At 44.0% G+C, this 21,349-nt stretch carries 22 protein-coding genes; 10 read left to right on the top strand and 12 right to left on the bottom strand.

The window, feature by feature from the left end; translation table 11 throughout:
- Positions 1-43 precede the first annotated feature (43 nt).
- Positions 44-352, top strand: coding sequence for a hypothetical protein (locus PO830_RS00875; protein WP_272851641.1), 309 nt, complete (start codon positions 44-46; stop codon positions 350-352).
- Positions 353-415: 63 nt separating this feature from the next.
- Here the strand turns inward: PO830_RS00875 and PO830_RS00870 are convergent, their stop codons facing one another.
- The 9 genes from PO830_RS00870 to PO830_RS00830 form a co-directional block, all read right to left on the bottom strand.
- Positions 416-970: a type 1 periplasmic binding fold superfamily protein gene (locus PO830_RS00870; protein ID WP_272851640.1), complete on the bottom strand. Its 555-nt coding sequence runs from the start codon at positions 968-970 to the stop codon at positions 416-418.
- A 20-nt stretch (positions 971-990) separates the two neighbouring features.
- The gene (locus PO830_RS00865; RefSeq protein WP_272851639.1) at positions 991-3,390 is read right to left on the bottom strand and encodes a TonB-dependent receptor; all 2,400 of its coding nucleotides are present in this window, start codon (positions 3,388-3,390) and stop codon (positions 991-993) included.
- 37 nt (positions 3,391-3,427) lie between these two features.
- On the bottom strand, positions 3,428-3,760 hold the full coding sequence (locus PO830_RS00860; RefSeq protein WP_272851638.1) for a hypothetical protein: 333 nt from the start codon (positions 3,758-3,760) through the stop codon (positions 3,428-3,430).
- Positions 3,757-4,008, bottom strand: coding sequence for a DUF6787 family protein (locus PO830_RS00855; RefSeq protein WP_336375858.1), 252 nt, complete (start codon positions 4,006-4,008; stop codon positions 3,757-3,759). Before PO830_RS00855 ends, PO830_RS00860 begins: the two co-directional genes overlap by 4 nt.
- A gap of 47 nt (positions 4,009-4,055) precedes the next feature.
- Positions 4,056-4,466 carry a DUF6146 family protein gene (locus PO830_RS00850; protein ID WP_272851636.1) on the bottom strand — a complete coding sequence of 137 codons (411 nt, stop codon included), beginning with the start codon at positions 4,464-4,466 and terminating at the stop codon, positions 4,056-4,058.
- A 107-nt stretch (positions 4,467-4,573) separates the two neighbouring features.
- Positions 4,574-5,215: a DUF937 domain-containing protein gene (locus PO830_RS00845; RefSeq protein WP_272851635.1), complete on the bottom strand. Its 642-nt coding sequence runs from the start codon at positions 5,213-5,215 to the stop codon at positions 4,574-4,576.
- Positions 5,216-5,257: 42 nt separating this feature from the next.
- Positions 5,258-6,208 (bottom strand): D-2-hydroxyacid dehydrogenase, encoded by a 951-nt coding sequence (locus tag PO830_RS00840; protein ID WP_272851634.1) that lies wholly within the window; start codon positions 6,206-6,208, stop codon positions 5,258-5,260.
- A gap of 9 nt (positions 6,209-6,217) precedes the next feature.
- Complete coding sequence (gene serC / locus PO830_RS00835) at positions 6,218-7,285, bottom strand: 3-phosphoserine/phosphohydroxythreonine transaminase (protein WP_272851633.1); 1,068 nt, start codon at positions 7,283-7,285, stop codon at positions 6,218-6,220.
- A 145-nt stretch (positions 7,286-7,430) separates the two neighbouring features.
- Complete coding sequence (locus tag PO830_RS00830; protein ID WP_272851632.1) at positions 7,431-8,495, bottom strand: acyl-CoA reductase; 1,065 nt, start codon at positions 8,493-8,495, stop codon at positions 7,431-7,433.
- A 60-nt stretch (positions 8,496-8,555) separates the two neighbouring features.
- On the opposite strand from PO830_RS00830, the gene PO830_RS00825 reads away from it, so the two are divergent.
- Positions 8,556-8,906 (top strand): 4Fe-4S dicluster domain-containing protein, encoded by a 351-nt coding sequence (locus PO830_RS00825; RefSeq protein WP_272851631.1) that lies wholly within the window; start codon positions 8,556-8,558, stop codon positions 8,904-8,906.
- 60 nt (positions 8,907-8,966) lie between these two features.
- On the opposite strand, the gene PO830_RS00820 is transcribed toward PO830_RS00825, so the two are convergent.
- A complete protein-coding gene (locus PO830_RS00820) occupies positions 8,967-9,515 on the bottom strand; it encodes a hypothetical protein (RefSeq protein WP_272851630.1) in 549 nt (182 codons plus the stop codon).
- A gap of 216 nt (positions 9,516-9,731) precedes the next feature.
- On the opposite strand from PO830_RS00820, the gene PO830_RS00815 reads away from it, so the two are divergent.
- Positions 9,732-10,595 carry an alpha/beta hydrolase gene (locus PO830_RS00815; RefSeq protein ID WP_272851629.1) on the top strand — a complete coding sequence of 288 codons (864 nt, stop codon included), beginning with the start codon at positions 9,732-9,734 and terminating at the stop codon, positions 10,593-10,595.
- Complete coding sequence (locus tag PO830_RS00810) at positions 10,592-11,389, top strand: alpha/beta hydrolase (protein ID WP_272851628.1); 798 nt, start codon at positions 10,592-10,594, stop codon at positions 11,387-11,389. The genes PO830_RS00815 and PO830_RS00810 overlap by 4 nt, the downstream gene beginning before the upstream one ends.
- A gap of 26 nt (positions 11,390-11,415) precedes the next feature.
- On the opposite strand, the gene PO830_RS00805 is transcribed toward PO830_RS00810, so the two are convergent.
- Positions 11,416-11,814, bottom strand: a complete 399-nt coding sequence (locus PO830_RS00805; RefSeq protein ID WP_272851627.1) for a hypothetical protein — start codon at positions 11,812-11,814, stop codon at positions 11,416-11,418.
- A gap of 127 nt (positions 11,815-11,941) precedes the next feature.
- Between PO830_RS00805 and ychF the strand changes: the two genes are divergently transcribed.
- The 3 genes from ychF to PO830_RS00790 all read left to right on the top strand — a co-directional run bounded on the left by ychF (position 11,942) and on the right by PO830_RS00790 (position 15,283).
- Positions 11,942-13,036, top strand: coding sequence for a redox-regulated ATPase YchF (ychF, locus tag PO830_RS00800; RefSeq protein ID WP_272851626.1), 1,095 nt, complete (start codon positions 11,942-11,944; stop codon positions 13,034-13,036).
- A 77-nt stretch (positions 13,037-13,113) separates the two neighbouring features.
- Complete coding sequence (locus PO830_RS00795) at positions 13,114-13,869, top strand: glycosyltransferase family 2 protein (RefSeq protein ID WP_272851625.1); 756 nt, start codon at positions 13,114-13,116, stop codon at positions 13,867-13,869.
- Complete coding sequence (locus PO830_RS00790; protein ID WP_272851624.1) at positions 13,838-15,283, top strand: hypothetical protein; 1,446 nt, start codon at positions 13,838-13,840, stop codon at positions 15,281-15,283. Before PO830_RS00795 ends, PO830_RS00790 begins: the two co-directional genes overlap by 32 nt.
- Here the strand turns inward: PO830_RS00790 and PO830_RS00785 are convergent.
- Positions 15,280-16,143, bottom strand: a complete 864-nt coding sequence (locus tag PO830_RS00785; RefSeq protein WP_272851623.1) for a phosphatase PAP2 family protein — start codon at positions 16,141-16,143, stop codon at positions 15,280-15,282. The genes PO830_RS00790 and PO830_RS00785 overlap by 4 nt on opposite strands.
- 206 nt (positions 16,144-16,349) lie before the next feature.
- Between PO830_RS00785 and PO830_RS00780 the strand changes: the two genes are divergently transcribed.
- Genes PO830_RS00780 through mscL form a run of 3 tightly spaced genes read left to right on the top strand, consistent with a single transcriptional unit; the run spans position 16,350 to position 21,343 of the window.
- A complete protein-coding gene (locus PO830_RS00780; protein WP_272851622.1) occupies positions 16,350-18,200 on the top strand; it encodes a DNA topoisomerase IV subunit B in 1,851 nt (616 codons plus the stop codon).
- Positions 18,201-18,242: 42 nt separating this feature from the next.
- Entirely contained in the window at positions 18,243-20,906 is a 2,664-nt protein-coding gene (locus PO830_RS00775; RefSeq protein ID WP_272852010.1) for a DNA gyrase/topoisomerase IV subunit A, read from the top strand.
- 5 nt (positions 20,907-20,911) lie between these two features.
- Complete coding sequence (gene mscL, locus PO830_RS00770) at positions 20,912-21,343, top strand: large-conductance mechanosensitive channel protein MscL (RefSeq protein ID WP_272851621.1); 432 nt, start codon at positions 20,912-20,914, stop codon at positions 21,341-21,343.
- Positions 21,344-21,349 lie beyond the last annotated feature (6 nt).

Below are 21,349 nucleotides of genomic sequence, written 5' to 3'. Positions count from 1 at the left end.
CAAGTTTATTGCGTTGTATAGATTGTAATCAAATAAAAGCAACATGACACGTACAAAATATAAATTATTAGGCCGCGGAATACTTTACGACGCTATCGGTATGGTAACCATGGGGATTCCCGTAATTGGACCCTTTCTCGATTTAATCTGGGCGCCTATAGCGGCCAGAGAAATGCAAAAGATGTATTCGGGAGAAAAGGGGAAAATCGCCTCAATTCTCGTATTTATTGAAGAGATCCTGCCGGTTTCCGATATTATACCCACTTTTACGCTAATGTGGTTATACACCTTTGTCTGGAACCGAAAGCAGCAGCCTGTTCCGCAGACCATCGAAGTAGAAGTGAACGAATAACGAACATCAGAATAAATAAAAAAAAGCCGCTGTCAAGAGCGGCTTTTTTGTTGGTATTAACATTTATTCAATGGTAATATTGAAATCCGCGCGAATATCGGTTTCTCCTCCGGCATCTGCCAAAGTGCCATCATTAGGTTTCTTTGGCTCGTGACGCAAGACAATGGTTAGCGTGCCAGTGCTCGCAGCGCCGGTTTCTAAAGTAAAGGTAACGCCTAACGGGTCGCCATTATCATCAAAATCTCCGTAGGTTGTCGTTGCATCCAAACCGGTTCCTACCAGATGAAAGAACTGATGTTCAATAGCCTCCTCCAATACTTCGCTAGTGATATTTTCTGCTGGATCTTCCGTTTCGTTCAACACTACAATTCCTCCCACATAGGTGGTATTGGCTTGAAAATTTCCGGATACCGTTACCACAGGCGCATTGGGTCCATCGCCATCTAGATCTTGAGTTCTCAAGGTCACCGTGCTTCCCTCGGCAACCATGGTAGCTGTAAGGGTGGTAATTACTTCCTCTTCATTTACGGGCTCCGGGGTATTGTCATCGTCATTACTACAACTGGTTACAGTAAATAACGCAATCGGAAGAACGAATAAAAATGGTATAAGTTTCATAATTTGATTTGTTTTAAACATTAATAATTGATTTTAAGTGAAAGAAGGATATTCCTTCCCTGATCATCGGCATAAAAACGCAGCCGATTCAAATAATCTCGGTATTCTGTATTGAATACATTCATCACATCCAACCCTACCTGAGCGGTCGAATTACTACCTATCGAAAACGCATAGCTTCCGTTAAAATGGATCAAGTGATAGGCATCGGGCGGTGTGCTAATATCTACCAGAACATCATTTTCCTGTTCGGGTAAGAACACTTCAAAATTGTTGTTAGGGAATTCATTTTGACGAAATACATATTCGCTCTGAAGTCCCAGTCTAAGTTGGCCCTCTTTCAGAAAGGAACCAGACACGCCATTTCGCAATCGAGGTGGCGGCATGTTGATGAGCGGTCGCTCTCGGTCTACATCATTTCCTTTTACGATTGAAAATTGAAATTGATAGTCTAACCAATCGGTCAATCCGGTTTGTGCGTCTACATCCAGTCCCACTAACCTTGCGGCAGTTTGTCGGTATTCCCACACCTGAAAGTTCCCTCGAATGGTCTGTCGAATTCCCGTAGGTTCTATGAGGATAAAATCTTCGATGAAATTTACGTAGGGATTTACCGCAAACGTAATGCCCACGGAGGTTCGTTGTAAGGTAAGGGTTATTTTTTGAGCCTGTTCTGAAGTGAAACGCAGGTCTCCAAGCTCAATGCGCGAGGCCGAGTGATGCAATCCTTCACTAAATAATTCGGAAGGGTTGGGGGCACGTGATGCAAAAGAATAGTTGGCCAAAATACTTAGCCCATTTCCAAAGCGATACGCAGTACCCGCCGTAGCAGACAGGTTGTTAAATGTCAACTGTGGATTAGTTAAAATCTGGTTTCCAAATTCGCCTACTACTAGCTCGGGAAATTCTTCATCATAGCCTCTTGCTTCCCAAAATGACGTACGATAGAATTTATCAACATCCATGAAGGTATAATCAAAACGACCGCCGAGTTCTAAGGTCCATTGCGGACTCACCTCATATTCGCCAATGGCATACACCCCCAAATTGTATTCGTCATAGTCGGGGATGAGTCGGCGTACACCCGTGTCAGGATCGGCAAAATTATTTTGCCACATTCCAGTGATGCCCGCTTTAACCGAGGTATTTTCGCGTTCGTTCCAGAGCATGTTCACATCTGCTCGATGCGTAGTGAGTTGAAGGTCTACGGAAGGTTTGTCGGCATCATCACCTCTTCGAATATCAAATTCAAAACGTTGATTGTATTGAAAATTATATTGGGCGTCAATCTTTCCGAAGCCCTCTATTTGCTTGAACCCTGAAAATCGAGCGGTATGATGTGTCACTTCTTGTTTCGGCCGATCGATCTCGTAGGTGAACGGTTCGATGACGAGCGGTTCGTCACTTTCAATAGCCGCTACTTGGTCTCCGGCGCCACCTAAATGCGAAGCACGCAGAATTCCGATGGTATTCGAAAAGAAGGAGTAATAACCTTCAAACCCGTAACTGATCTTGTTCAACCCGACACGGAGCGAAATGGCCCGTTCTGAAAGTCCGGTATTGCTTAACACATAACCAGGTGCTTCAAAATCTCCATATCGTTTTAGGGATCCCTGAAGCGTGGTAAACCAACCGTCGCCGCTTGATTTGGTAAGTTGAGAGGTAAGACTTCCGCCTCTGCCATTGCTGGAAAAGCTTGCAATCGTCTTTCCGAAGAGCGAATCAGACAACGGTACTGCTCTGGGCTCAGCAATAACAATTCCTCCAATGGCATCGCCACTGTATTGTAAGGCAGAGGCCCCTTTCAACACGCTAATGCTGTTGGCGGTATTCACATCAATATTGGGTGCATGTTCTGCGCCCCATTCTTGATCTTCCATACGCACCCCATTGTTGATGATTGTTACTCTACTGCTATGCAAACCGTTAATCACGGGTTTTACCACTGCATTTCCCGTCGAGAAGGTAGAAACACCACTCAATGTATTGAGCACGTCTCCCAGAGAGGCGTTGCTCTGTCGTTCAATCGTTTCTAAATCAATCGTGTTTTCGGCCAGGGTTTCTACCTTGGTGCGATAGCCTTGTGCGGTAATCATAACCTCGTCGAGCGATTCTAAATGATGCTCTAATCGAAAGGTACGGGTGGTGTTTTCATTAACGCGTACCGAGAACCCTCGCGTGCTGCATTCAGGATGCGATATTTGTAGTGAATAGGTCTCATCACATAATCCACCAAGGGTGAAAGAACCGTCGAAATCGGTCAAAACCGCTTCTTCGGTACCGGCTACGATCACGGTAGCTCCCGAAAGGGGAGTACCATCGTGAAGGTCGATTACCGTACCATTTAATGTAAAATCACAAGATTGGGCCATGGCCCAAAACCCTGAGCATAACAGGGTTAGCAAAAGAATAAAGCGCATTTAAATTGGCTTTAGAGGTTATTAAAGAGTATTGTTCTTAGTAAATAACCGCAGGGGGACCACGCAAGTAAATGCTATGCGTGTATGATTTGTGATGTTGAAGTGTGTATGTTAAAAAAGTCTTCGACGGAGCGACCACGATAGAAGATTCGTAGGTTGCGGCCAATCCGTCAAATAATTGTGAGAAATGAAAGAGATTAATATCACAATCTGTCTTCTTCTCGTGCAAATGCGTTACTACCTCCCCACATTCTTTGTGTTCATGGTCGGCAAATAGATGCGAGAATTGGAGGGTCGTAGGAAATAGTAGGGCTGCCGCGAGAAATGCAGGTAGAATATAGTGGACTAATATGTTCGGTTTCCGAATCATTCGGCTAGTAAAAAACCTAATTTCATGCTGCGAAGCATCTTTTTTTCAAAGTTCAAAAAAAATGTGTATTCCCCAAAGAGCCATCCGAAAAAAACTAAGAGCACTTGATATATAGGAAAAATGATGAGGATGCGCACGGGCCAATAGATCCAGACACCCATTTCTTTTTCAACACCCACGAACTCCGTTAGAGGAGCAGCAAACTTTGCAGACGTACTACCTGTAATCGCAAAAACTATTAAAATCACAGTCAATTGCCAGTTCGAGTTTATGTTCCAACGTTCTTTGAGCTTCTTCAACGCAGTCTTTGATTGTATTTCTCTTCGAAATATTGAAAATAGTTGTACAAAAGATAATTGACCTCTTTTCCGTAGTGAACATTCGCTTCGTAATTAATTAATTGTGGGTACAATTCTTTTGAATATTGTCCATTGAGTACGCGTCGGTTGTATTCGTTTACGTAAAAAATGTTCTTGTTCTCTAAAAATGCGATGCCGTAATAATCTTCGGGAAATTGAGTGACCAGCCAACTGTTGAAACCTGGTTCTATGATAATGATTTCGTATTCTAAACTATCATTCGCAATTCGAATCGTATCGCCTTCTTGAGCCACCCCGTTGTCGGTTCCCTCTTGCATAGACGATTTTGTACTGTCGCAGCTAGCAATGGCAATAATTAGTAGTAAAATGGATGTTACATATTTCATATCATGACAAGCTAAAGTACGAAAATGACCAGCGCTATCAGGGGTTTTAACGATTCTTAACAAAAAACGCTCCGAGATGGAGCGTTATGTTATTCGAGTAGGAGTGTTTAATTTCCGAAAAGTCCGCCCAGCATACCACCGAGTCCACCTTTCTTCTTATTACCACTCAGCACCATTCCCGCGATATCGTCCACAACGCTTCCGTCGTTATCTCCATCCAGTAGGGATTCTATCAGCGATTGTTGTTTTCGCTGTTGTTTTTTTCCGCCGCCCAGCATTCCTCCCAGAAGGCTTTCAATACCACTATCTGAAGAAACATTTTGTTGGCGTTTTTGCTTTCCGAGGTACCCTAATACAATAGGCGCCATCACCTGAAGAATATTCATCACAGAATTGGAGTCCAACCCTGATTTTTTAGAAATCGCTCCTACTACATTGTCTTGCGAACCGCCCAAAACATGACCTAAAATTCCCAAACCATCTACTTTTATGTCATCGTTCACACCACCATCGAACAGCCCACCAAGGTTGTCTAAGATGCTGCCATCATGTTTGTTGTTAAGGGCTCCCATAAGGCCTGCGGCTCCTTGTGGTGTTTGTGCATTGCGTTTCATGGCACCCATTAGTAAGGGTAGCGCCATGGTCACCACGGAAGCGGTCTTGTCTTCGGGTTGATTGGTTTCGCGACTCACTCCTTGCACGATTCTTTGTCCGGTGTCGCCTGTAAGTAAATCTAATATACCTGCCATAAGATGTTGCTTTTGAGTTTCTTGGATAGAAAGTTACGGCAATTATTTTAAAATTGAAATTATTTGCTCGGCAAGCTCGGTGCCAATTCGATCCTGTGCTTCCAACGTAGCCGCGCCGATATGCGGACTCAAGGAAAGCTTTCCATTCATCAACACTTTAATGGCCGGTGTGGGCTCATTTTCAAATACATCTAAGGCCGCAAAAGCCAGTTTTCCTTGCTCGAGGGCATCGATAAGGGCTACTTCATCTACTACACCGCCACGTGCGGCATTGATCAGACCGGCAGTGTCCTTCATCATTTCCAATTCTTTCGCACCTATCACATACTCTTTCTGTGCCGGAACATGCAAGGTCACAAAATCACTTTCTTTTAAAACAGCCTTCACCTCCTGCGCTTTAAGTTTGAATTCAGCCGATTGACCATCGTAAAAATCTAAGGTAATGGTTGCCTCTTCCACAAAGCTGTCGGCTGCAATAACCTTCATTCCGCAGCCAATAGCGATTTTCGCAACTTCTTGACCGATACGACCCAAGCCAATAATACCTAGAGTTTTACCGCGAAGTTCCCGACCGGAAGCATAGGCTTTTTTTAATTGTTTGAAACTACTTTCTCCCTCTAACGGCATGTTTCTATTGGCGTCGTATAAATAACGCACACCCCCAAAAAGATGGGCAAAAACCAATTCGGCCACCGAAGCAGAAGAAGCAGCAGGAGTGTTGATTACCTTAAGTCCTTTGTCTCGGGCATATTGAACATCAATGTTGTCCATTCCAACGCCACCGCGGCCAATAACTTTTAAAGAAGGGCACTGGTCTATCAAGTCTTTCCGAACCTGGGTTGCGCTGCGTACCAGAAGTACCGTAACCTCATGTTCGTTAATATAGGATTGCAGTTGTTCTTGGGCAACTTTCACGGTAATAACCTCAAAACCGGCATGTTCCAATGCGTCGATGCCACTTTGAGAGATTCCGTCGTTCGCGAGTACTTTCATAATAGGGTTTTAAGCTTGTTTTTCTAATTGTTGCATGACGTCCACGAGTACCTCAACGCTCTCTTTGGGAAGCGCGTTATACATGGAGGCGCGATAGCCACCTACGCTGCGATGCCCATTGAGACCGTTAATCCCGGCTTCCTTCCACAGGGTATTAAACCTGGTCTGAAGCGAGGTGTCGGTAAGATTGAAGGTTGCGTTCATGGTAGAGCGATCTTCCTTGTTCTCGACAAAACCGGTAAAGAGCGGATTGCGATCAATCTCGTTGTAAATGAGCGCTGCTTTTTCAGTATTTACTTTTTCTTGGGCTTTGATCCCTCCTTTGTCTTGTAACCATTTTAGGGTAAGCAAGGAAACATATACTGAAAATACCGGCGGGGTATTGAACATGCTATCTTTTGTGAGGTGAACCGTATAGTCTAACATCGAAGGAATAGCACGAGAGACCTTCCCAAGAATAGCTTCCTTCACAACCACCAAGGTGGCTCCAGCAGGCCCCATATTTTTTTGAGCACCGGCATAGATCAGGTCGAAGGCTGAAAAATCTAAGTCGCGTGAAAATATATCACTGCTCATGTCGCACACCAGCGGGGCGTCAGTGGCAGGGAACTGTTTAATTTGTGTCCCGAAGATGGTATTATTGCTCGTACAATGCACATAATCCAGCCCTTTGGGGATCTCGTAGTTTTTTGGGATGTAGTTGAAGTTTTGATCTTTAGAAGACGCAATCTCTACTACTTCTCCGAATAACTTTGCTTCTTTGATCGCTTTGGTCGACCAGGTTCCCGTATTCAGATAGCCCGCCTTCCGCTCTAAAAGATTATAGGCTGCCATTAAAAACTGGGTGCTGGCACCTCCTTGGAGGAAGAGTGCTTTATATCCTTTGTCCTGAAGTCCGAGTAAGGATAATGCCAAGGCTCGAGCCTCTTCCATCACCGCGACAAATTCGGCACTGCGGTGCGAGATTTCAAGAATGGATAGGTTCATCCCCTGAAAATTAAGAACCGCCTCAGCTGATTGTTGAAAAACTTCGGAAGGTAAAATGCAGGGGCCTGCGCTAAAATTATGTTTTTTCATGGTGCTAACTTAGAGAGTACAAAGATTGTAATTCTGAAGGGCTTCCCGCTTAAAAATTCGATAAATTATTAAGACAATGTCAACAATATCGCACATTTACAAAAAGTGTAAAAATGCGGTCGATTGATTAACAAACTGCTAAAATTTAGTCAAGATCAAGTAGAAATTTTACGGTATCAACACCGTCGGCATAATCCCAGAGTTGTGGTGCTTGGGCATTTCCGAAGGAAACGGTCTCAAAGGGGAGTCCTTCTCCTACAATTACCTGAATGTCTTCCGCCGCGTCACGCAGTTTCTGCTCTAGTTCCGTAAGATTCTCATAGCATTCGTAGAACATCACCGCAATAGGGGAGGCGATGCTCTGATCTTCTTTCAGCAGCATAAACTCATTGTCCAGTAACGCAACCTCTCCCATTAAATAGACCGCCTTGTTATAGTCGTAATTATTCATGTACTTATGATGGTTGATACAATCGCGCTGCTCGTAAATGGCAGCAAAGAAATGATCGAATGCATAATCCTTCGGAACGAATAGTTTAGAGACATTGCGGCATCCTAAGCCGAAATAGCGAAAGATATCATCTGAAAGCTTCACCAAATCTTCTTGAGATTCGGTTCCGGTAAGTACCGCCACTCCATTGCGATTTTTTCGAATGATGTTAGGGTATTTTCCGAAGTATTGCTCGAAATACCGCGCCGTGTTATTACTTCCTGTAGCAATCACCGCATCGAAATTGGTGAGTCGATTTTCCGTAAATTGAATAACATCCTTAAAATACGGGTCTATGTGGTGTAGATAAGAGGCAATAAATGGCAGAAGTATCGTATCGTTAGAAGATAACTTAGCGAGCACCTTATGACCGCAAAGCAGTACGCATAGAAAATCGTGAAAACCTACCAGCGGAATATTTCCCGCCATCACGATGCCGATGGTTTTTGGAGTTTTGGGTGTGCGTATCGAATAGTTTGCAACCCATTTTTTTAGTTGGTCTTCGGAAAGGGCTTCCGACCATTGTTTTAAGGCCATTCTCACATAGGGCAGCGTAAACCAACCATTATGCTGCTGCGCCTGTAAGAGGACCTCAGGCATGCGCTGTATAAAGGAATCCGTATCAGATCCTGAAGTGGATTCTTCGGGGGTTTCCGAAGCGAACCGCTTTAAGAAAGCTCCCAGTTTTGTAAACGCATCAATTCGCCCTTCTAATTGCATAATGTTTGGAGTTGCCCTTTCTAGGCATTAAATTTGCGCAAAGTTAGAAAAAGAAATGCTATGGCTATTGTAATAACAGATGAATGTATTAATTGCGGTGCTTGCGAACCTGAGTGTCCAAATACGGCAATATATGAAGGAGCAGATGATTGGCGTTATGCAGACGGTACCGATCTAGAAGGAAATATAGTATTACCGAATGGAAAGGCCGCCAATGCCAATGAAGCACAAGAACCTGTGAGTGACGAAATCTATTATATTGTACCCGATAAGTGTACTGAGTGTAAAGGATTTCACGAAGAACCACAATGTGCAGCCGTATGTCCTGTGGACTGCTGTGTTCCCGATGAAGATCACGTAGAAAGCGAAGACGTCTTGCTACAGAAACAGGCGTTTATGCACAACGATTAGAAATCTATATAAACAAAAAAAGCGAGGCACAGCCTCGCTTTTTTTTGGTCTACAGATGAATTATTTCTCCATCTTATCTTTCTTCATTTTGTTCTTCTTCATCTTCATATCGTCATTATACTCAATCTTGTAAACGTAGTTCATCACTCCGTCGTTATCAGGGTCGTAGCTTTCCACTACGAAGTCACCATCACTATTAAAATACCCCATAGAATTGTTTCCATCCTGGGTAACGATATAGTATCCCTTTTGAGATGATGGACGGATACGCGCGTAATTCGTTTCCCCATTTTCTCCGGTCATGATAGTATATCCAGTATCCGCTGTTTGAAAACGGTAGGTATCTCCACCATAAGAATAATCTACGTCTGTATTAACATTGCTAGGAGTCATTACTGCGTTAAAATTGTGCGTTCCATCAAAACCACGCAGGGCCAATTCTTGGGTTGCTGTTTTCTTGGTTTCTTTGGTCGTTACATTCACACCGCTATTATCGGTAACACGCGTTTGTGTTTTTGTCGTAACGGTCGTCTTATTTTCGTTTTTGGTTTCCTGTGCATACGCTCCTGCAAAAGCAGCAAATGCAACTACGATCAGTATCTTCTTCATAAATATCAGTTTTAGGTTTATGATTATTACAATTCAAATGTAGCTTGCGTAGCCGTTAAAAACAGATAAGGCGGTAATAAGAGTGTGCTAAAATTTCTGGTGTTTAACACTATTTATCATAAAATCCCTTAAAACAGACCCGGTAAGTGTTCTTGATAGTCAGCCAGTTGCAACATTCACTAGGCTTCAACTCCCGTTTTTTAGTACCTTCGTTTTATGGTGGTCTTCCTTCATATCGTATTGTGGACCTTGGTCATTTATGTGATCGTAAGCATTCTCTTGTATTACTTACAGGATTATTTCTTTTTTAAACCTGAAAAACTACCTGCCTCCTACCAATTTATTTACGAAAATCAAGAGGTAGATGAATACAATTTGACGACCAAAGACGGAGCCACGATTAACGGATTGCATTTCAAAACCGAAAATCCAAAAGGTGTTGTCCTCTATTTGAAGGGAAATTCCAAGAGTATTCGTGGTTGGGGAAAGTTTGCAGTCGATTTTACGCGTCACCAGTACGACGTGATCATGGTTGATTATCGTGGCTTCGGAAAAAGCACCGGAAGACGTACACAAGAAAATATTGCAGCCGATCTCCAATACGTCTATAATAAAATTAGGGAGCGTGTCTCACAGTCGTATATTATCTTGTATGGGCGCTCTTTGGGTTCGGGCTTCGCCACAAAATTGGCGTCTATGAACCATCCTAAAATGCTCATCTTAGACGCCCCATATTATAGCTTGACACAGGTAGCGACGCGTTACATGCCCTTCATGCCGCTATCCCTCATCATCAAGTTTCCGATGCCAACGTATAAATGGATCAAGGAAGTAGGCTGCCCCATTCATATCATTCATGGAACACAAGACGGCCTTATTCCTTTCAAGAGCAGCGTGAAGTTGTCTAAAATCAGACCTAAAATGACCCGTTTGTGGCCCGTGGTAGGAGGGGGGCACAAAAATTTAAATACCTTTGAATCGTACCATCATATCCTCAATGATATCATTCATTATAAAAAAGCGGCTATCGATTTGAATACAACCAGTCACCCCAAAAAATCCATTACGGACGCCAAATGAAATACCTGCGAAGATTCCTTATTGGCCTTGGCTGCTTCTATGTGTTATTGGTGGCGTTCCTCTACGTTTCTCAAGAAAAAATGCTCTTTCTTCCCGATCCGCTTCCGAGTGATTTTCAGTACTGCTTTGCAACTGCCTTTGAAGAAATTAATGTGGAAGTAGACGATAGCGTCACTTTAAATGCGCTGCATTTTTCTTCGGAAAACCCCAAGGGGATACTGGTCTATTATCACGGCAATGCGGGCGATCTTTCTCGCTGGGGACGTGTGATGCAAGATTATATCGCGTATGGTTATGATGTGTTGGTATACGATTACCGTTCGTATGGAAAGAGTTCTGGCAGTATCGACGAAACCAAGTTTTATCTTGATGCCCAAAAAATATACGATGTAGCCAAGAGGTATTTTTCCGAAGAAGAAATTACCGTCTATGGTAGATCGTTAGGCACTACATTCGCAACGTTTGTAGCGAGTAAGAACCAACCCAGGCAGCTTATTCTCGAAGCTCCGTTTTTTAGCATTGAAGACGTCGCAAAGCGAAGATTTCCGATCATACCAGTGGGAAGTTTGCTCAAATTTCATATGCCTACCTATGCCTTTATGCGTGAGGTGGCCTGCCCCGTAACTATTTTTCATGGCACCGAAGATCCCATCGTTCCTATTAGTAGTGGTAGACGTCTCTTTGATAGTATTCCGAAAGGCCTGGGAAGCTTTCACGAATTACCAGAAGTTGGGCATATGCGTGTTCGAAAGCACCCACAATACGAACCTCTCATGAAAGCATTATTACCCTAAAAAAAGCTCCCGGTTGGGAGCTTTTTTTATTGATCGGGATCTGAATCTTTCTTTTTCTGTTTTTCCGCCTTGATATCTGCGTCGGTTTCTAACTTCCCTTCTTTGCGGAGCTGCTCTCGTTTCTTCATCTGCTCCTTGGTTATCTTCTCCTTTTTCACCTTCCGCTTTACTTTTTGCTTCTCTTTCTTGGCAAGCATTTTTTGTCGTCCGGCGTTGGTATTTAATTTTGCAGCCGCTTTTTGCTGTTCTGGCGTTAGTTTTTTCAGCAGTAACTCATCTTCTTCCGCTTCTTCAGCTACCTCTTTTTCTACTTCCGACTCTGTTTCTATTGTTTGCTTGGTGTTTTGCTGTACTTCAACTTCCTGCGCCTGCATGAGGAATCCTCCGGCGATAAAGAAAAAAGCGACAAGTCCTATCTTTTTCATCAATTGTAAATATTAAAGTTAACGTGGCGTAAGATACAAAAAAGACGGTTTGATGGCTATTAGAATTTCTTTTTTCACACAAATTAGAAATCGAAACCGTATATTTGCAGCCGCTAAAAAACACCTTATGAAAGCTGGAATTGTAGGCCTCCCTAATGTTGGAAAATCGACTTTATTTAACTGTCTCTCGAACGCAAAGGCGCAGAGCGCTAATTTTCCGTTCTGTACCATCGAACCCAATATCGGTGTTGTTAACGTGCCCGATCCGCGACTAGAGAAATTGGAGTCGCTGGTTCAGCCCGAGCGCGTAGTGCCGGCAACCGTTGAGATTGTTGATATTGCGGGTCTTGTAAAAGGGGCTAGCAAAGGAGAGGGACTTGGCAATCAGTTTTTAGGAAATATTCGGGAGACCGATGCTATTCTGCACGTGCTTCGCTGTTTTGATAATGACAATGTGATACATGTTGATGGAAGCGTAGACCCTATTCGCGATAAGGAAACCATCGATATGGAGCTTCAGTTGAAGGATTTGGAAACGGTTGAAAAACGAATTGAAAAAGTGTTCCGCGCGGCACGTACAGGAGATAAGGAAGCGAAGAAGGAACAGGACGTATTGGAAACGATCAAAAAAGGGTTAGAATCAGGTGTTTCGGTTCGCGCCATTCAGGTTTCCGAAGAACAACGCGAAACCTACGTCAAGCCGATGCAACTGATCACCTCCAAACCCGTCATGTATGTTTGTAATGTGGACGAAAATGCAGCGGCTAGCGGAAACGAGTATGTGGAACGGGTGAAGGCAGCAGTAGCCGATGAGCATGCAGAGGTGCTCGTGCTTGCGGTGGGAACCGAAGCCGATATTACCGAATTAGACACCTTCGAAGAGCGTCAATTGTTTTTAGAGGATCTGGGGCTCGAAGAAGCAGGTGCTTCTAAACTAATTCGCGGGGCTTATCAACTTCTAGACCTACAAACCTATTTTACGGCCGGCGAGAAAGAAGTACGCGCCTGGACCATCCCGGTGGGAGCAACCGCACCACAAGCAGCCGGTGTCATTCATACCGATTTCGAAAAAGGGTTCATTCGCGCTGAAGTGATTAAATACGATGACTACGTAACCTATGGCAGCGAGGCCAAAGTTCGCGAAGCCGGAAAGTTAGGTGTCGAAGGAAAAGAATACGTGGTGAAGGACGGCGATGTGATGCATTTCCGTTTTAATGTATAAGACACTAAGAAGATTTTTCTTAATTCGGCTGCTCAGTTACCAAACAATACTATTTTTGTTGCACAACGCAGCTTACCATGATCAAGAATAAAAAAGTAGCGGTCGTTTTACCTGCCTATAACGCAGCGCGTACCTTAGAACAAACGTATCGGGAAATACCGTTCGATATCGTAGATGAGGTAATCTTGGTCGATGACTTTAGTACCGATAACACCTACGAACTGGCACAAAAAATAGGGGTAACGCATGTCATCAAACACGAGTCAAACAAAGGCTATGGCGGAAATCAAAAATCCTGCTACCGAAAGGCGCTCGAGCTTGGTGCCGATATTGTCGTGATGTTGCATCCTGATTACCAATACACTCCAAAACTGATCCACTCCATGTGTTACTTGATTGCTCATGAGGTATATCCGGTGGTGTTGGGGTCGCGAATTTTGGGAAAAGGAGCGTTGCAAGGGGGCATGCCGTTGTATAAGTATGTTGCCAATCGCTTCTTAACACTTACGCAGAATATTTTAATGAATCAAAAGCTGTCTGAATATCATACCGGATATCGGGCGTTCTCTTCTGAAGTATTGCGGAGTATCGCTTTCGAAAGAAACTCAGATGATTTTGTTTTTGATAATCAAATGCTGGCGCAAATCTGCCATCAAGGGCATGCCATTGCCGAAATAACCTGTCCTACCAAATATTTTGAAGAGGCTTCCTCCATCAACCTGAAGCGAAGTACGGTATACGGACTGGGTGTTCTCTACACTTCGTTTCGATATTTCCTCTCGAAAACCCTTCGGGTAAAGTATGCTATCTTTGAGCAGGATGCGGCTCAATAATACAACTATCTCTAAACTGTTCCTAGGAGGTTCCTACAGCTACGTATTGGTGCTGGTGTTAAGCAGTCTGTCCAATTTTTTCTTCTGGGACACGGTGCAGCTCGCCTCCAAACATGCACTCTTCTTTTTCGATACGAATTTTGGTTCTGTGTTGCTTCCCACACATTTGGATAGCGGTCATATTCCGACTTTTGGCTGGGTCTTGGCCGTGTTTTGGAAGCTCTTCGGAAAAACGCTTTGGATAGGCCATTTACTGATGCTTCCGTTTGGGATTGGCATCGTGTACCAATTACAGCGACTTTCGCAGCGGTTTATTTCGGCTCCCTGGGCGGGAGTTGTCACGTTTCTCATACTATTGGATCCCACACTTTCGAGTCAGTTGACCCTAGTAACCCCCGATATACCGTTGGTGTTCGCGTTTCTATGGTTGGTCAATTCGGTATTAAGCAATTCCCGCAAAGGCATTGCTGTGAGTGTCGCGCTCTTGTTCTTAATTAGCATGCGCGGAATGATGATCGCTTTTTGCGTATTGCTTCTGGACATATTCCTGACGATATCTCTTAAAGATGCTAAAAAATCCATTGTTAAAAACCTTTTCAGAAAAAGTCTCGCGTACCTTCCAGCGGTCTTTATTTTTCTGACCTATTTTGGCTATCACTATGCCGTTAAAGGTTGGGTTGGTTTTCACGCTGATTCACCCTGGGCCGAAAGTTTTGCGCGTGTGGGTTGGACTGGGTTTCTTCGGAATATTGGCATCTTGGGATGGCGCCTCATTGATTTTGGAAGAATTGGAATTTGGTTGGTCTTGGGAATTCTGCTAGTGAAGTACCAAAAACAGCTCTTTCAGAAAAAAATGAAGCCTTTGCTATGGCTTGCGCTCGTGGTTTGTTGCTTGCTTCCTTTGAATATGCTTTGGGCGAAAGGTTTGCTAGGGCACCGATACTTACTTCCTATGTATCTCTTGGTGGCGTGTGTGGTACTTTTTTCGTTGGCTTCCGAAGGCATTCCGAAGAAGTTGCGAACTGCGGCTGCTATAGGCATCGGACTCCTTTTATTGTCAGGAAATGGTTGGATATACCCACCGAAAGTGGCACAGGGATGGGATGCGTCACTGGCACATCAGCCGTATTACTCGCTTCGTTTGGAAGCTTTGGAGTATTTGGAGGTAGCGGATATTTCTTCTGAAGAAACTGCATCCTTCTTTCCGAATATTGCGCCATTTTCCGCTATAGACCTGAATGAAAAACCGGGACGGTTTCAGAAGTTCGATGGAAATCAGCACTACGTATTTTACTCAAATGTCTTCAATCTGACGGATGAAGAATGGCGATGGTTAGAAGCAGATTATTCTGAAGTCAAACGCTTTGAAGCCCGTGGCGTATGGGTGGCAATTTACAGCAGAAATCGCCCTTAGAAGCTATACTTTAACGCCATGGCCTGATACTCGTCGCCTGAAAACCTATGGATTCCACGTACCGGATAAAAGGAAAGATCGGTATTCTTCTTTTTGTGTAATTCGGGCACTAGAATTCCGGTAGCTGCACCCAAGGTGTATCCTAAAAGGACATCCGTAAGAAAATGCTGTCCCGCCTGAATGCGGAAATATCCCACACTGGCCGGAAGGACGGCAGCACCTGTCCATACCCAGAACTTCCCAGTAGCATCAGGGTTAAAATCGCTATACGCTTTGGCCATAAAAAAGGTAGCCGTCGCGGTAGCAGCCACGTGCCCCGAATAGAAAGATCGTTGTCCATTATTGCTCATACGTCTATCGCGCCCTGTCACTCCTGAATCATCGTACACATAAGGTCTGCTTCGGTCAACGAGTCCGGCAGTAATGGTGTACATGGCAGCGGTGGTCGCTAAACTTTCAATGTACAAACCAATATATTGCCCCGTATGATCATTAATCTCGTCGTCAAAAAGCATCGCGAATGGAGCCGCAAAGGAAATAGCAAATGGAATATCGCTGATCTTGTTCGCATCTTCATCGTGGTTTCCGGCCGCCCAACGATCTATAAAATTGATGTCATCAATAGCACCGTCTAAGTCGTTTTCAATTCGTGCGAACTCTTCGGGATCGATGTCGTCTTTATTTTGAATTAGAAGAAAACCTCCGGCAGCGCCACCAATGGCGGCACCTGTCCAAATTCCGTCACGCACCCAACTCCATTCGTAGGGGGAGGGATGCGAGGTGTTATCGCTTTCGGTCTGAGCCATAAGCGGTTGGAGGGTAAGTAGCAGTAAGCTGGCAAGTAAAGTCAATTTTCTCATGTGCTAAAGATACTATAAGGCGAGATGTGCAGATTTGATTTAACATTCCGTTAATTGAATTTTAGCGAATTGTAAAGGATTGTACCCTTAGGCGAACCCCAATAATTACTAACAATATCGGCGTAGGAATTGTTAATTACTTTCCCCTCGTATAGTTTCTATTTTTTAGCCGAAACCCTATATTTAACGCCTATTCACAGGTTTTTATGTCAACATCACAATATACCGAAGAGAACATTCGCTCCCTCGATTGGAAAGAGCATATTCGCATGCGTCCCGGAATGTATATCGGGAAACTGGGAGATGGTTCTTCCGCCGACGACGGGATCTATATTCTATTGAAAGAAGTAATCGATAACTGTATCGATGAGTTTGTGATGGGGGCTGGGAAAACGATCGAGATTCGCATCAAAGATAAAGAAGTGAAGGTGCGAGACTACGGTCGCGGTATCCCGCTAGGAAAGGTGGTAGACGTAGTTTCCAAAATGAATACCGGAGGAAAGTATGATACCCGAGCCTTTAAGAAATCGGTTGGACTTAATGGAGTGGGTACCAAGGCAGTAAACGCGTTATCGGCCTCCTTCAAGGTAGAATCGGTTCGGGATGGCCAACTAAAACGCGCTTCCTTCGAATTGGGAGAATTAAAGGAGAATCCTGAGATTGAAGAGACTTCCAAGCGCAAGGGCACGCGGGTAATATTTATTCCCGATGAAAGTATTTTCAAGAATTACAAGTTCCGAAAAGAATACGTCGAAAAGATGCTTCGGAATTATGTGTACTTGAATCCCGGCTTGACCATTGATTTTAATGGAGAGAAGTTTTATTCTGAAAACGGACTCAAAGATCTGCTGGAAGACAACATGGCCAAAGAAGATATGTTATATCCCATTGTGCATTTGAAGGGGGATGACATCGAAACGGCCATCACGCATCACAAGAGTCAGTATAGCGAAGAATACCACAGTTTTGTGAATGGTCAGAATACCACGCAAGGAGGAACCCATCAGTCGGCTTTCCGCGAGGCGATCGTGAAGACCTTACGTGATTTCTACGGAAAGAATTACGATGCCAGCGATATTCGTAAATCAATTGTCGCAGCGATTAGCATCAAAGTGATGGAACCCGTGTTTGAGAGTCAGACGAAAACCAAGTTGGGCTCTACCGATATGGGCGGAGAATTGCCTACCGTTCGAACGTATGTCAACGACTTCGTCAAGACACAGCTGGATAACTTTTTACATAAGAATCCGGGGGTTGCTGAAAAGATTCAGAAGAAGATCGTGCAAGCAGAGAAAGAGCGCAAAGAACTGAGCGGTATCCGAAAGCTAGCGCGCGACCGTGCCAAAAAAGCGAGTTTGCACAACAAAAAACTACGCGATTGCCGTGTGCATTTAGGCGACATGAAGAAGGATAACCGGTTGGATACTACCTTATTTATTACCGAGGGAGATTCTGCGAGTGGGAGTATCACTAAGAGTCGGAATGTCAACACCCAAGCCGTTTTTAGTCTGAAAGGAAAGCCACTGAACAGCTATGGTCTTTCTAAAAAGATCGTATATGAGAATGAAGAATTCAATTTACTTCAGGCGGCATTAAATATTGAAGACTCTATTGAAGACTTACGATATAATAATATTGTAATCGCCACGGATGCGGATGTAGATGGAATGCACATTCGGTTATTATTGATCACCTTCTTTCTGCAATTCTTTCCGGAGGTCATCAAAGAGGGGCATTTATATATTTTACAAACGCCGCTCTTTCGCGTGCGCAACAAAAAGGAAACCATTTATTGCTATTCAGAACAGGAGCGTATCGACGCCATCGAAAAATTAAAGCCGAAGCCTGAGATCACGCGATTTAAAGGGTTGGGGGAAATCTCTCCTGACGAATTCCAACATTTTATTGGAGACGACATCCGTCTGGATCCGGTGATGTTAGACAAGGCAATGAGTATAGAAGAGCTCCTGAAGTTCTATATGGGTAAAAACACACCCGACAGGCAGGAGTTTATTATTGAGAATTTGAAAGTTGAACTGGATAAGGTCGAAGCGTAACTCATGAGCGACGAAAACACGAACGAGCCATTGGATCCGGATATGGACCCCAAAGAACAAGAAGGGTTAGAAGAAGACCCGTCTACCGAAGAAACAATTACCCGAGTCACCGGCATGTACCGTGAGTGGTTCTTGGATTACGCCAGTTACGTAATTCTGGAACGCGCCGTACCGGCGATAGAAGACGGGTTTAAACCTGTACAGCGGCGCATTATGCATTCTATGAAGGATCTGGATGACGGTCGCTATAATAAAGTGGCGAATATCGTTGGGCATACCATGCAATACCACCCACACGGAGATGCGAGTATTGCTGATGCGATGGTGCAAATTGGGCAAAAGGACCTATTGATCGATACCCAGGGAAACTGGGGTAATGTCTATACGGGAGATAGTGCCGCCGCTTCGCGTTACATTGAAGCCAGATTATCTAAGTTTGCGCTCGATGTAGTTTTTAACCCAAAGGTAACCGAGTGGCAAGCGTCCTACGATGGCCGAAAAAAGGAGCCGATCAATCTGCCGGTGAAATTCCCGTTATTGTTAGCGCAAGGGGCCGAGGGAATTGCCGTAGGGCTTTCGACAAAAGTGCTTCCGCACAATTTCTTGGAATTGATCGAAGCGTCCATCAAGCACTTGCAAGGGAAGCGCTTTCAACTAGTACCTGATTTTCCTACCGGTGGCATTATGGATGCCACCAATTACAACGATGGATTAAGAGGAGGGAAGATAAGAAGCAGGGCAAGAATCCTTCAGCAGGATAAAAATACGCTGGTGATTACTGAAATTCCTTTTGGAACCACCACGAGTAGCCTAATCGATTCGATTCTAAAGGCGAACGATAAGGGAAAAATTAAAATTAAAAGAATTGAAGATAACACGGCAGCGGAGGTAGAAATTCTGGTGCATATTCCTAGCGGAATATCACCCGATAAGACCATAGACGCGCTTTATGCTTTTACCAATTGCGAGACGTCTATTTCTCCGTTGGGCTGTGTTATTGAAGACAATAAGCCGTTGTTTATCGGAGTTTCTGAAATGCTCCGTCGCTCTACCGATCTTACGGTAGAATTACTGAAGCAGGAGCTGGACATCAAGCTGAATGAACTGGAGGAACAGTGGCATTTCGCTTCCTTAGAGCGCATCTTCATCGAAAATAGAATCTATCGGGATATCGAGGAAGAAGAAACCTGGGAAGGGGTTATTGCGGCTATTGACAACGGCCTTCAGCCGCATATCAAGCACTTGAAACGTGAGGTGACCGAAGAGGATATTGTTCGTTTGACAGAAATTCGCATTAAACGGATCTCTAAATTCGATATTGATAAGGCACAACAAAAAATTGAAGCGCTTGAAGCGCAGATTGCTGAAGTAAAACATCACTTGGCTCATTTGATCGAATTTGCTATTGACTACTTTAAGCGTTTGAAGAAAGAGTACGGAGCGGGCAAAGAGCGGAAAGCAGAGATTCGCATTTTTGACGAAATCCAAAAGTCGAAGGTAGTCATTCGAAACACCAAGCTTTACGTTAATCGCGAAGAAGGTTTTGTGGGTACGAGTTTACGAAAGGATGAGTATGTAACCGATTGTAGCGATATAGACGATGTGATTGTGTTCACAGAAGACGGGAAGATGATGGTCACCAAAGTAGATACTAAAACCTTCGTCGGTAAGAACATCATACACGTAGCGATCTTTAAGAAGAAGGACAAACGCACCATCTACAACATGATCTATAGGGATGGAGCACGTGGCGCGACCTATGTCAAGCGCTTTGCCGTCACTTCGGTGACCCGCGACCGAGAATACGACATGACCAACGGTAGTAAAGGCTCGAAGGTGTGGTATTTCACGGCAAACACTAATGGGGAAGCTGAGATCGTGACCGTTCATTTGCGGCAATCCGGAAGCATTAAAAAGCTTAAATGGGACCTAGACTTTGCCGATATTCTGGTGAAAGGACGGCGTTCTAAAGGAAATATCGTGACCAAGTATGCCGTAAAACGTATCGAACTGAAAGAAAAAGGGCTGTCCACTCTCAAGCCTCGAAAAATATGGTTTGATGATACCGTACAGCGACTTAATGTGGACAATCGCGGAGAGCTGATGGGAGAATTTACCAGTGAAGATCGATTGTTGATCATTAAACAAGATGGAACCGTAAAAACTATCATCCCGGAACTTACGCTTCGTTTTGATGAAGATGACATCATTGTTCTGGAAAAATGGGAGCCTAAAAAACCTATTTCTGCTATTTATTGGGAAGGAGAGAAAGAGCTGTTTTATGTAAAACGCTTTTTAATTGAGAACCCAGATCGGGAAGAGAATATCCTCACAGAGCACACCGATTCGTATCTGGAGCGTGTGTTTACCGATCACCGCCCTATGGCTGAGGTAGTATTCGTGAAAGAACGCAACAAAGATCGAAAAGATAATTTGGAGGTGAACTTAGAGGAATTTATTGCGGTAAAAGGAATCACGGCCATGGGCAATCAATTGACCAAAGATAAAGTACTTGAGATCAACGCTCTTTCTCCCTTACCCTATGAGGCTCCCGAACCTGTTCCTGCTGAAGAAATAGACGTCGTTGATGAGGAATCGGTTGAGGCTGAAAACAATGCTCAGGAAGGAACTTCTTCTGAGGCTTCATCAGATGGGGGAGGTACCGCTAGGCATGATGAGGGAGAAGGACAAACCAGTTTATTTTAAGGCCCATGCGATCATTTATTCAGGAATTTAAAGATTTTGCCATCAAAGGCAATGTGGTCGACATGGCGGTGGGGATCATCATCGGTACGGCGTTCAATAATGTGGTAAATACCTTGGTGAAAAAGGTGGTTATGCCTCCCTTGAGTTTGCTCACCGACGGGGTTAACTTCGTTGATCGTAAATACGTACTACGCGCGGCTTCCGAAGCTGCTGATGAGGTAGCCATTGGCTACGGCGAATTGATTAGTGTGCTTATCGACTTTTTGATCATTGCCCTCACCATTTTTATTGTGATCAAATTTATGAATCGCTTTAAACAAAAGGCAGAAGATCCTAAAAACAAAGCCGTTGAAACTCCCAAGAATATAGAGCTGCTGTCTAATATAGAACAACTACTTGAGCAACAGAATCAACTTCTTCAGAAGAAAGATAAATAGGTTAGA

It is taken from the genome of Altibacter sp. HG106, from assembly GCF_028561755.1.
Classification (GTDB): Bacteria; Bacteroidota; Bacteroidia; order Flavobacteriales; family Flavobacteriaceae; genus DFVG01.
The sequence above is the reverse complement of the archived record's forward strand: the minus strand, read 5'-3'. Positions and strand labels throughout refer to the sequence as shown.

Coding starts and splice junctions, on each gene's coding strand:
- PO830_RS00820 (WP_272851630.1), bottom strand. CDS start 9,515: ATGAAGAAGATACTGATCGTAGTTGCATTTGCTGCTTTTGCAGGAGCG.
- ychF (WP_272851626.1), top strand. CDS start 11,942: ATGAAAGCTGGAATTGTAGGCCTCCCTAATGTTGGAAAATCGACTTTA.
- PO830_RS00875 (WP_272851641.1), top strand. CDS start 44: ATGACACGTACAAAATATAAATTATTAGGCCGCGGAATACTTTACGAC.
- PO830_RS00865 (WP_272851639.1), bottom strand. CDS start 3,390: ATGCGCTTTATTCTTTTGCTAACCCTGTTATGCTCAGGGTTTTGGGCC.
- PO830_RS00840 (WP_272851634.1), bottom strand. CDS start 6,208: ATGAAAGTACTCGCGAACGACGGAATCTCTCAAAGTGGCATCGACGCA.
- mscL (WP_272851621.1), top strand. CDS start 20,912: ATGCGATCATTTATTCAGGAATTTAAAGATTTTGCCATCAAAGGCAAT.
- PO830_RS00850 (WP_272851636.1), bottom strand. CDS start 4,466: ATGAAATATGTAACATCCATTTTACTACTAATTATTGCCATTGCTAGC.
- PO830_RS00810 (WP_272851628.1), top strand. CDS start 10,592: ATGAAATACCTGCGAAGATTCCTTATTGGCCTTGGCTGCTTCTATGTG.
- PO830_RS00780 (WP_272851622.1), top strand. CDS start 16,350: ATGTCAACATCACAATATACCGAAGAGAACATTCGCTCCCTCGATTGG.
- PO830_RS00845 (WP_272851635.1), bottom strand. CDS start 5,215: ATGGCAGGTATATTAGATTTACTTACAGGCGACACCGGACAAAGAATC.
- PO830_RS00775 (WP_272852010.1), top strand. CDS start 18,243: ATGGACCCCAAAGAACAAGAAGGGTTAGAAGAAGACCCGTCTACCGAA.
- PO830_RS00825 (WP_272851631.1), top strand. CDS start 8,556: ATGGCTATTGTAATAACAGATGAATGTATTAATTGCGGTGCTTGCGAA.
- PO830_RS00830 (WP_272851632.1), bottom strand. CDS start 8,495: ATGCAATTAGAAGGGCGAATTGATGCGTTTACAAAACTGGGAGCTTTC.
- PO830_RS00785 (WP_272851623.1), bottom strand. CDS start 16,143: ATGAGAAAATTGACTTTACTTGCCAGCTTACTGCTACTTACCCTCCAA.
- PO830_RS00795 (WP_272851625.1), top strand. CDS start 13,114: ATGATCAAGAATAAAAAAGTAGCGGTCGTTTTACCTGCCTATAACGCA.
- PO830_RS00790 (WP_272851624.1), top strand. CDS start 13,838: ATGCTATCTTTGAGCAGGATGCGGCTCAATAATACAACTATCTCTAAA.
- serC (WP_272851633.1), bottom strand. CDS start 7,285: ATGAAAAAACATAATTTTAGCGCAGGCCCCTGCATTTTACCTTCCGAA.
- PO830_RS00815 (WP_272851629.1), top strand. CDS start 9,732: ATGGTGGTCTTCCTTCATATCGTATTGTGGACCTTGGTCATTTATGTG.
- PO830_RS00805 (WP_272851627.1), bottom strand. CDS start 11,814: ATGAAAAAGATAGGACTTGTCGCTTTTTTCTTTATCGCCGGAGGATTC.
- PO830_RS00870 (WP_272851640.1), bottom strand. CDS start 970: ATGAAACTTATACCATTTTTATTCGTTCTTCCGATTGCGTTATTTACT.
- PO830_RS00860 (WP_272851638.1), bottom strand. CDS start 3,760: ATGATTCGGAAACCGAACATATTAGTCCACTATATTCTACCTGCATTT.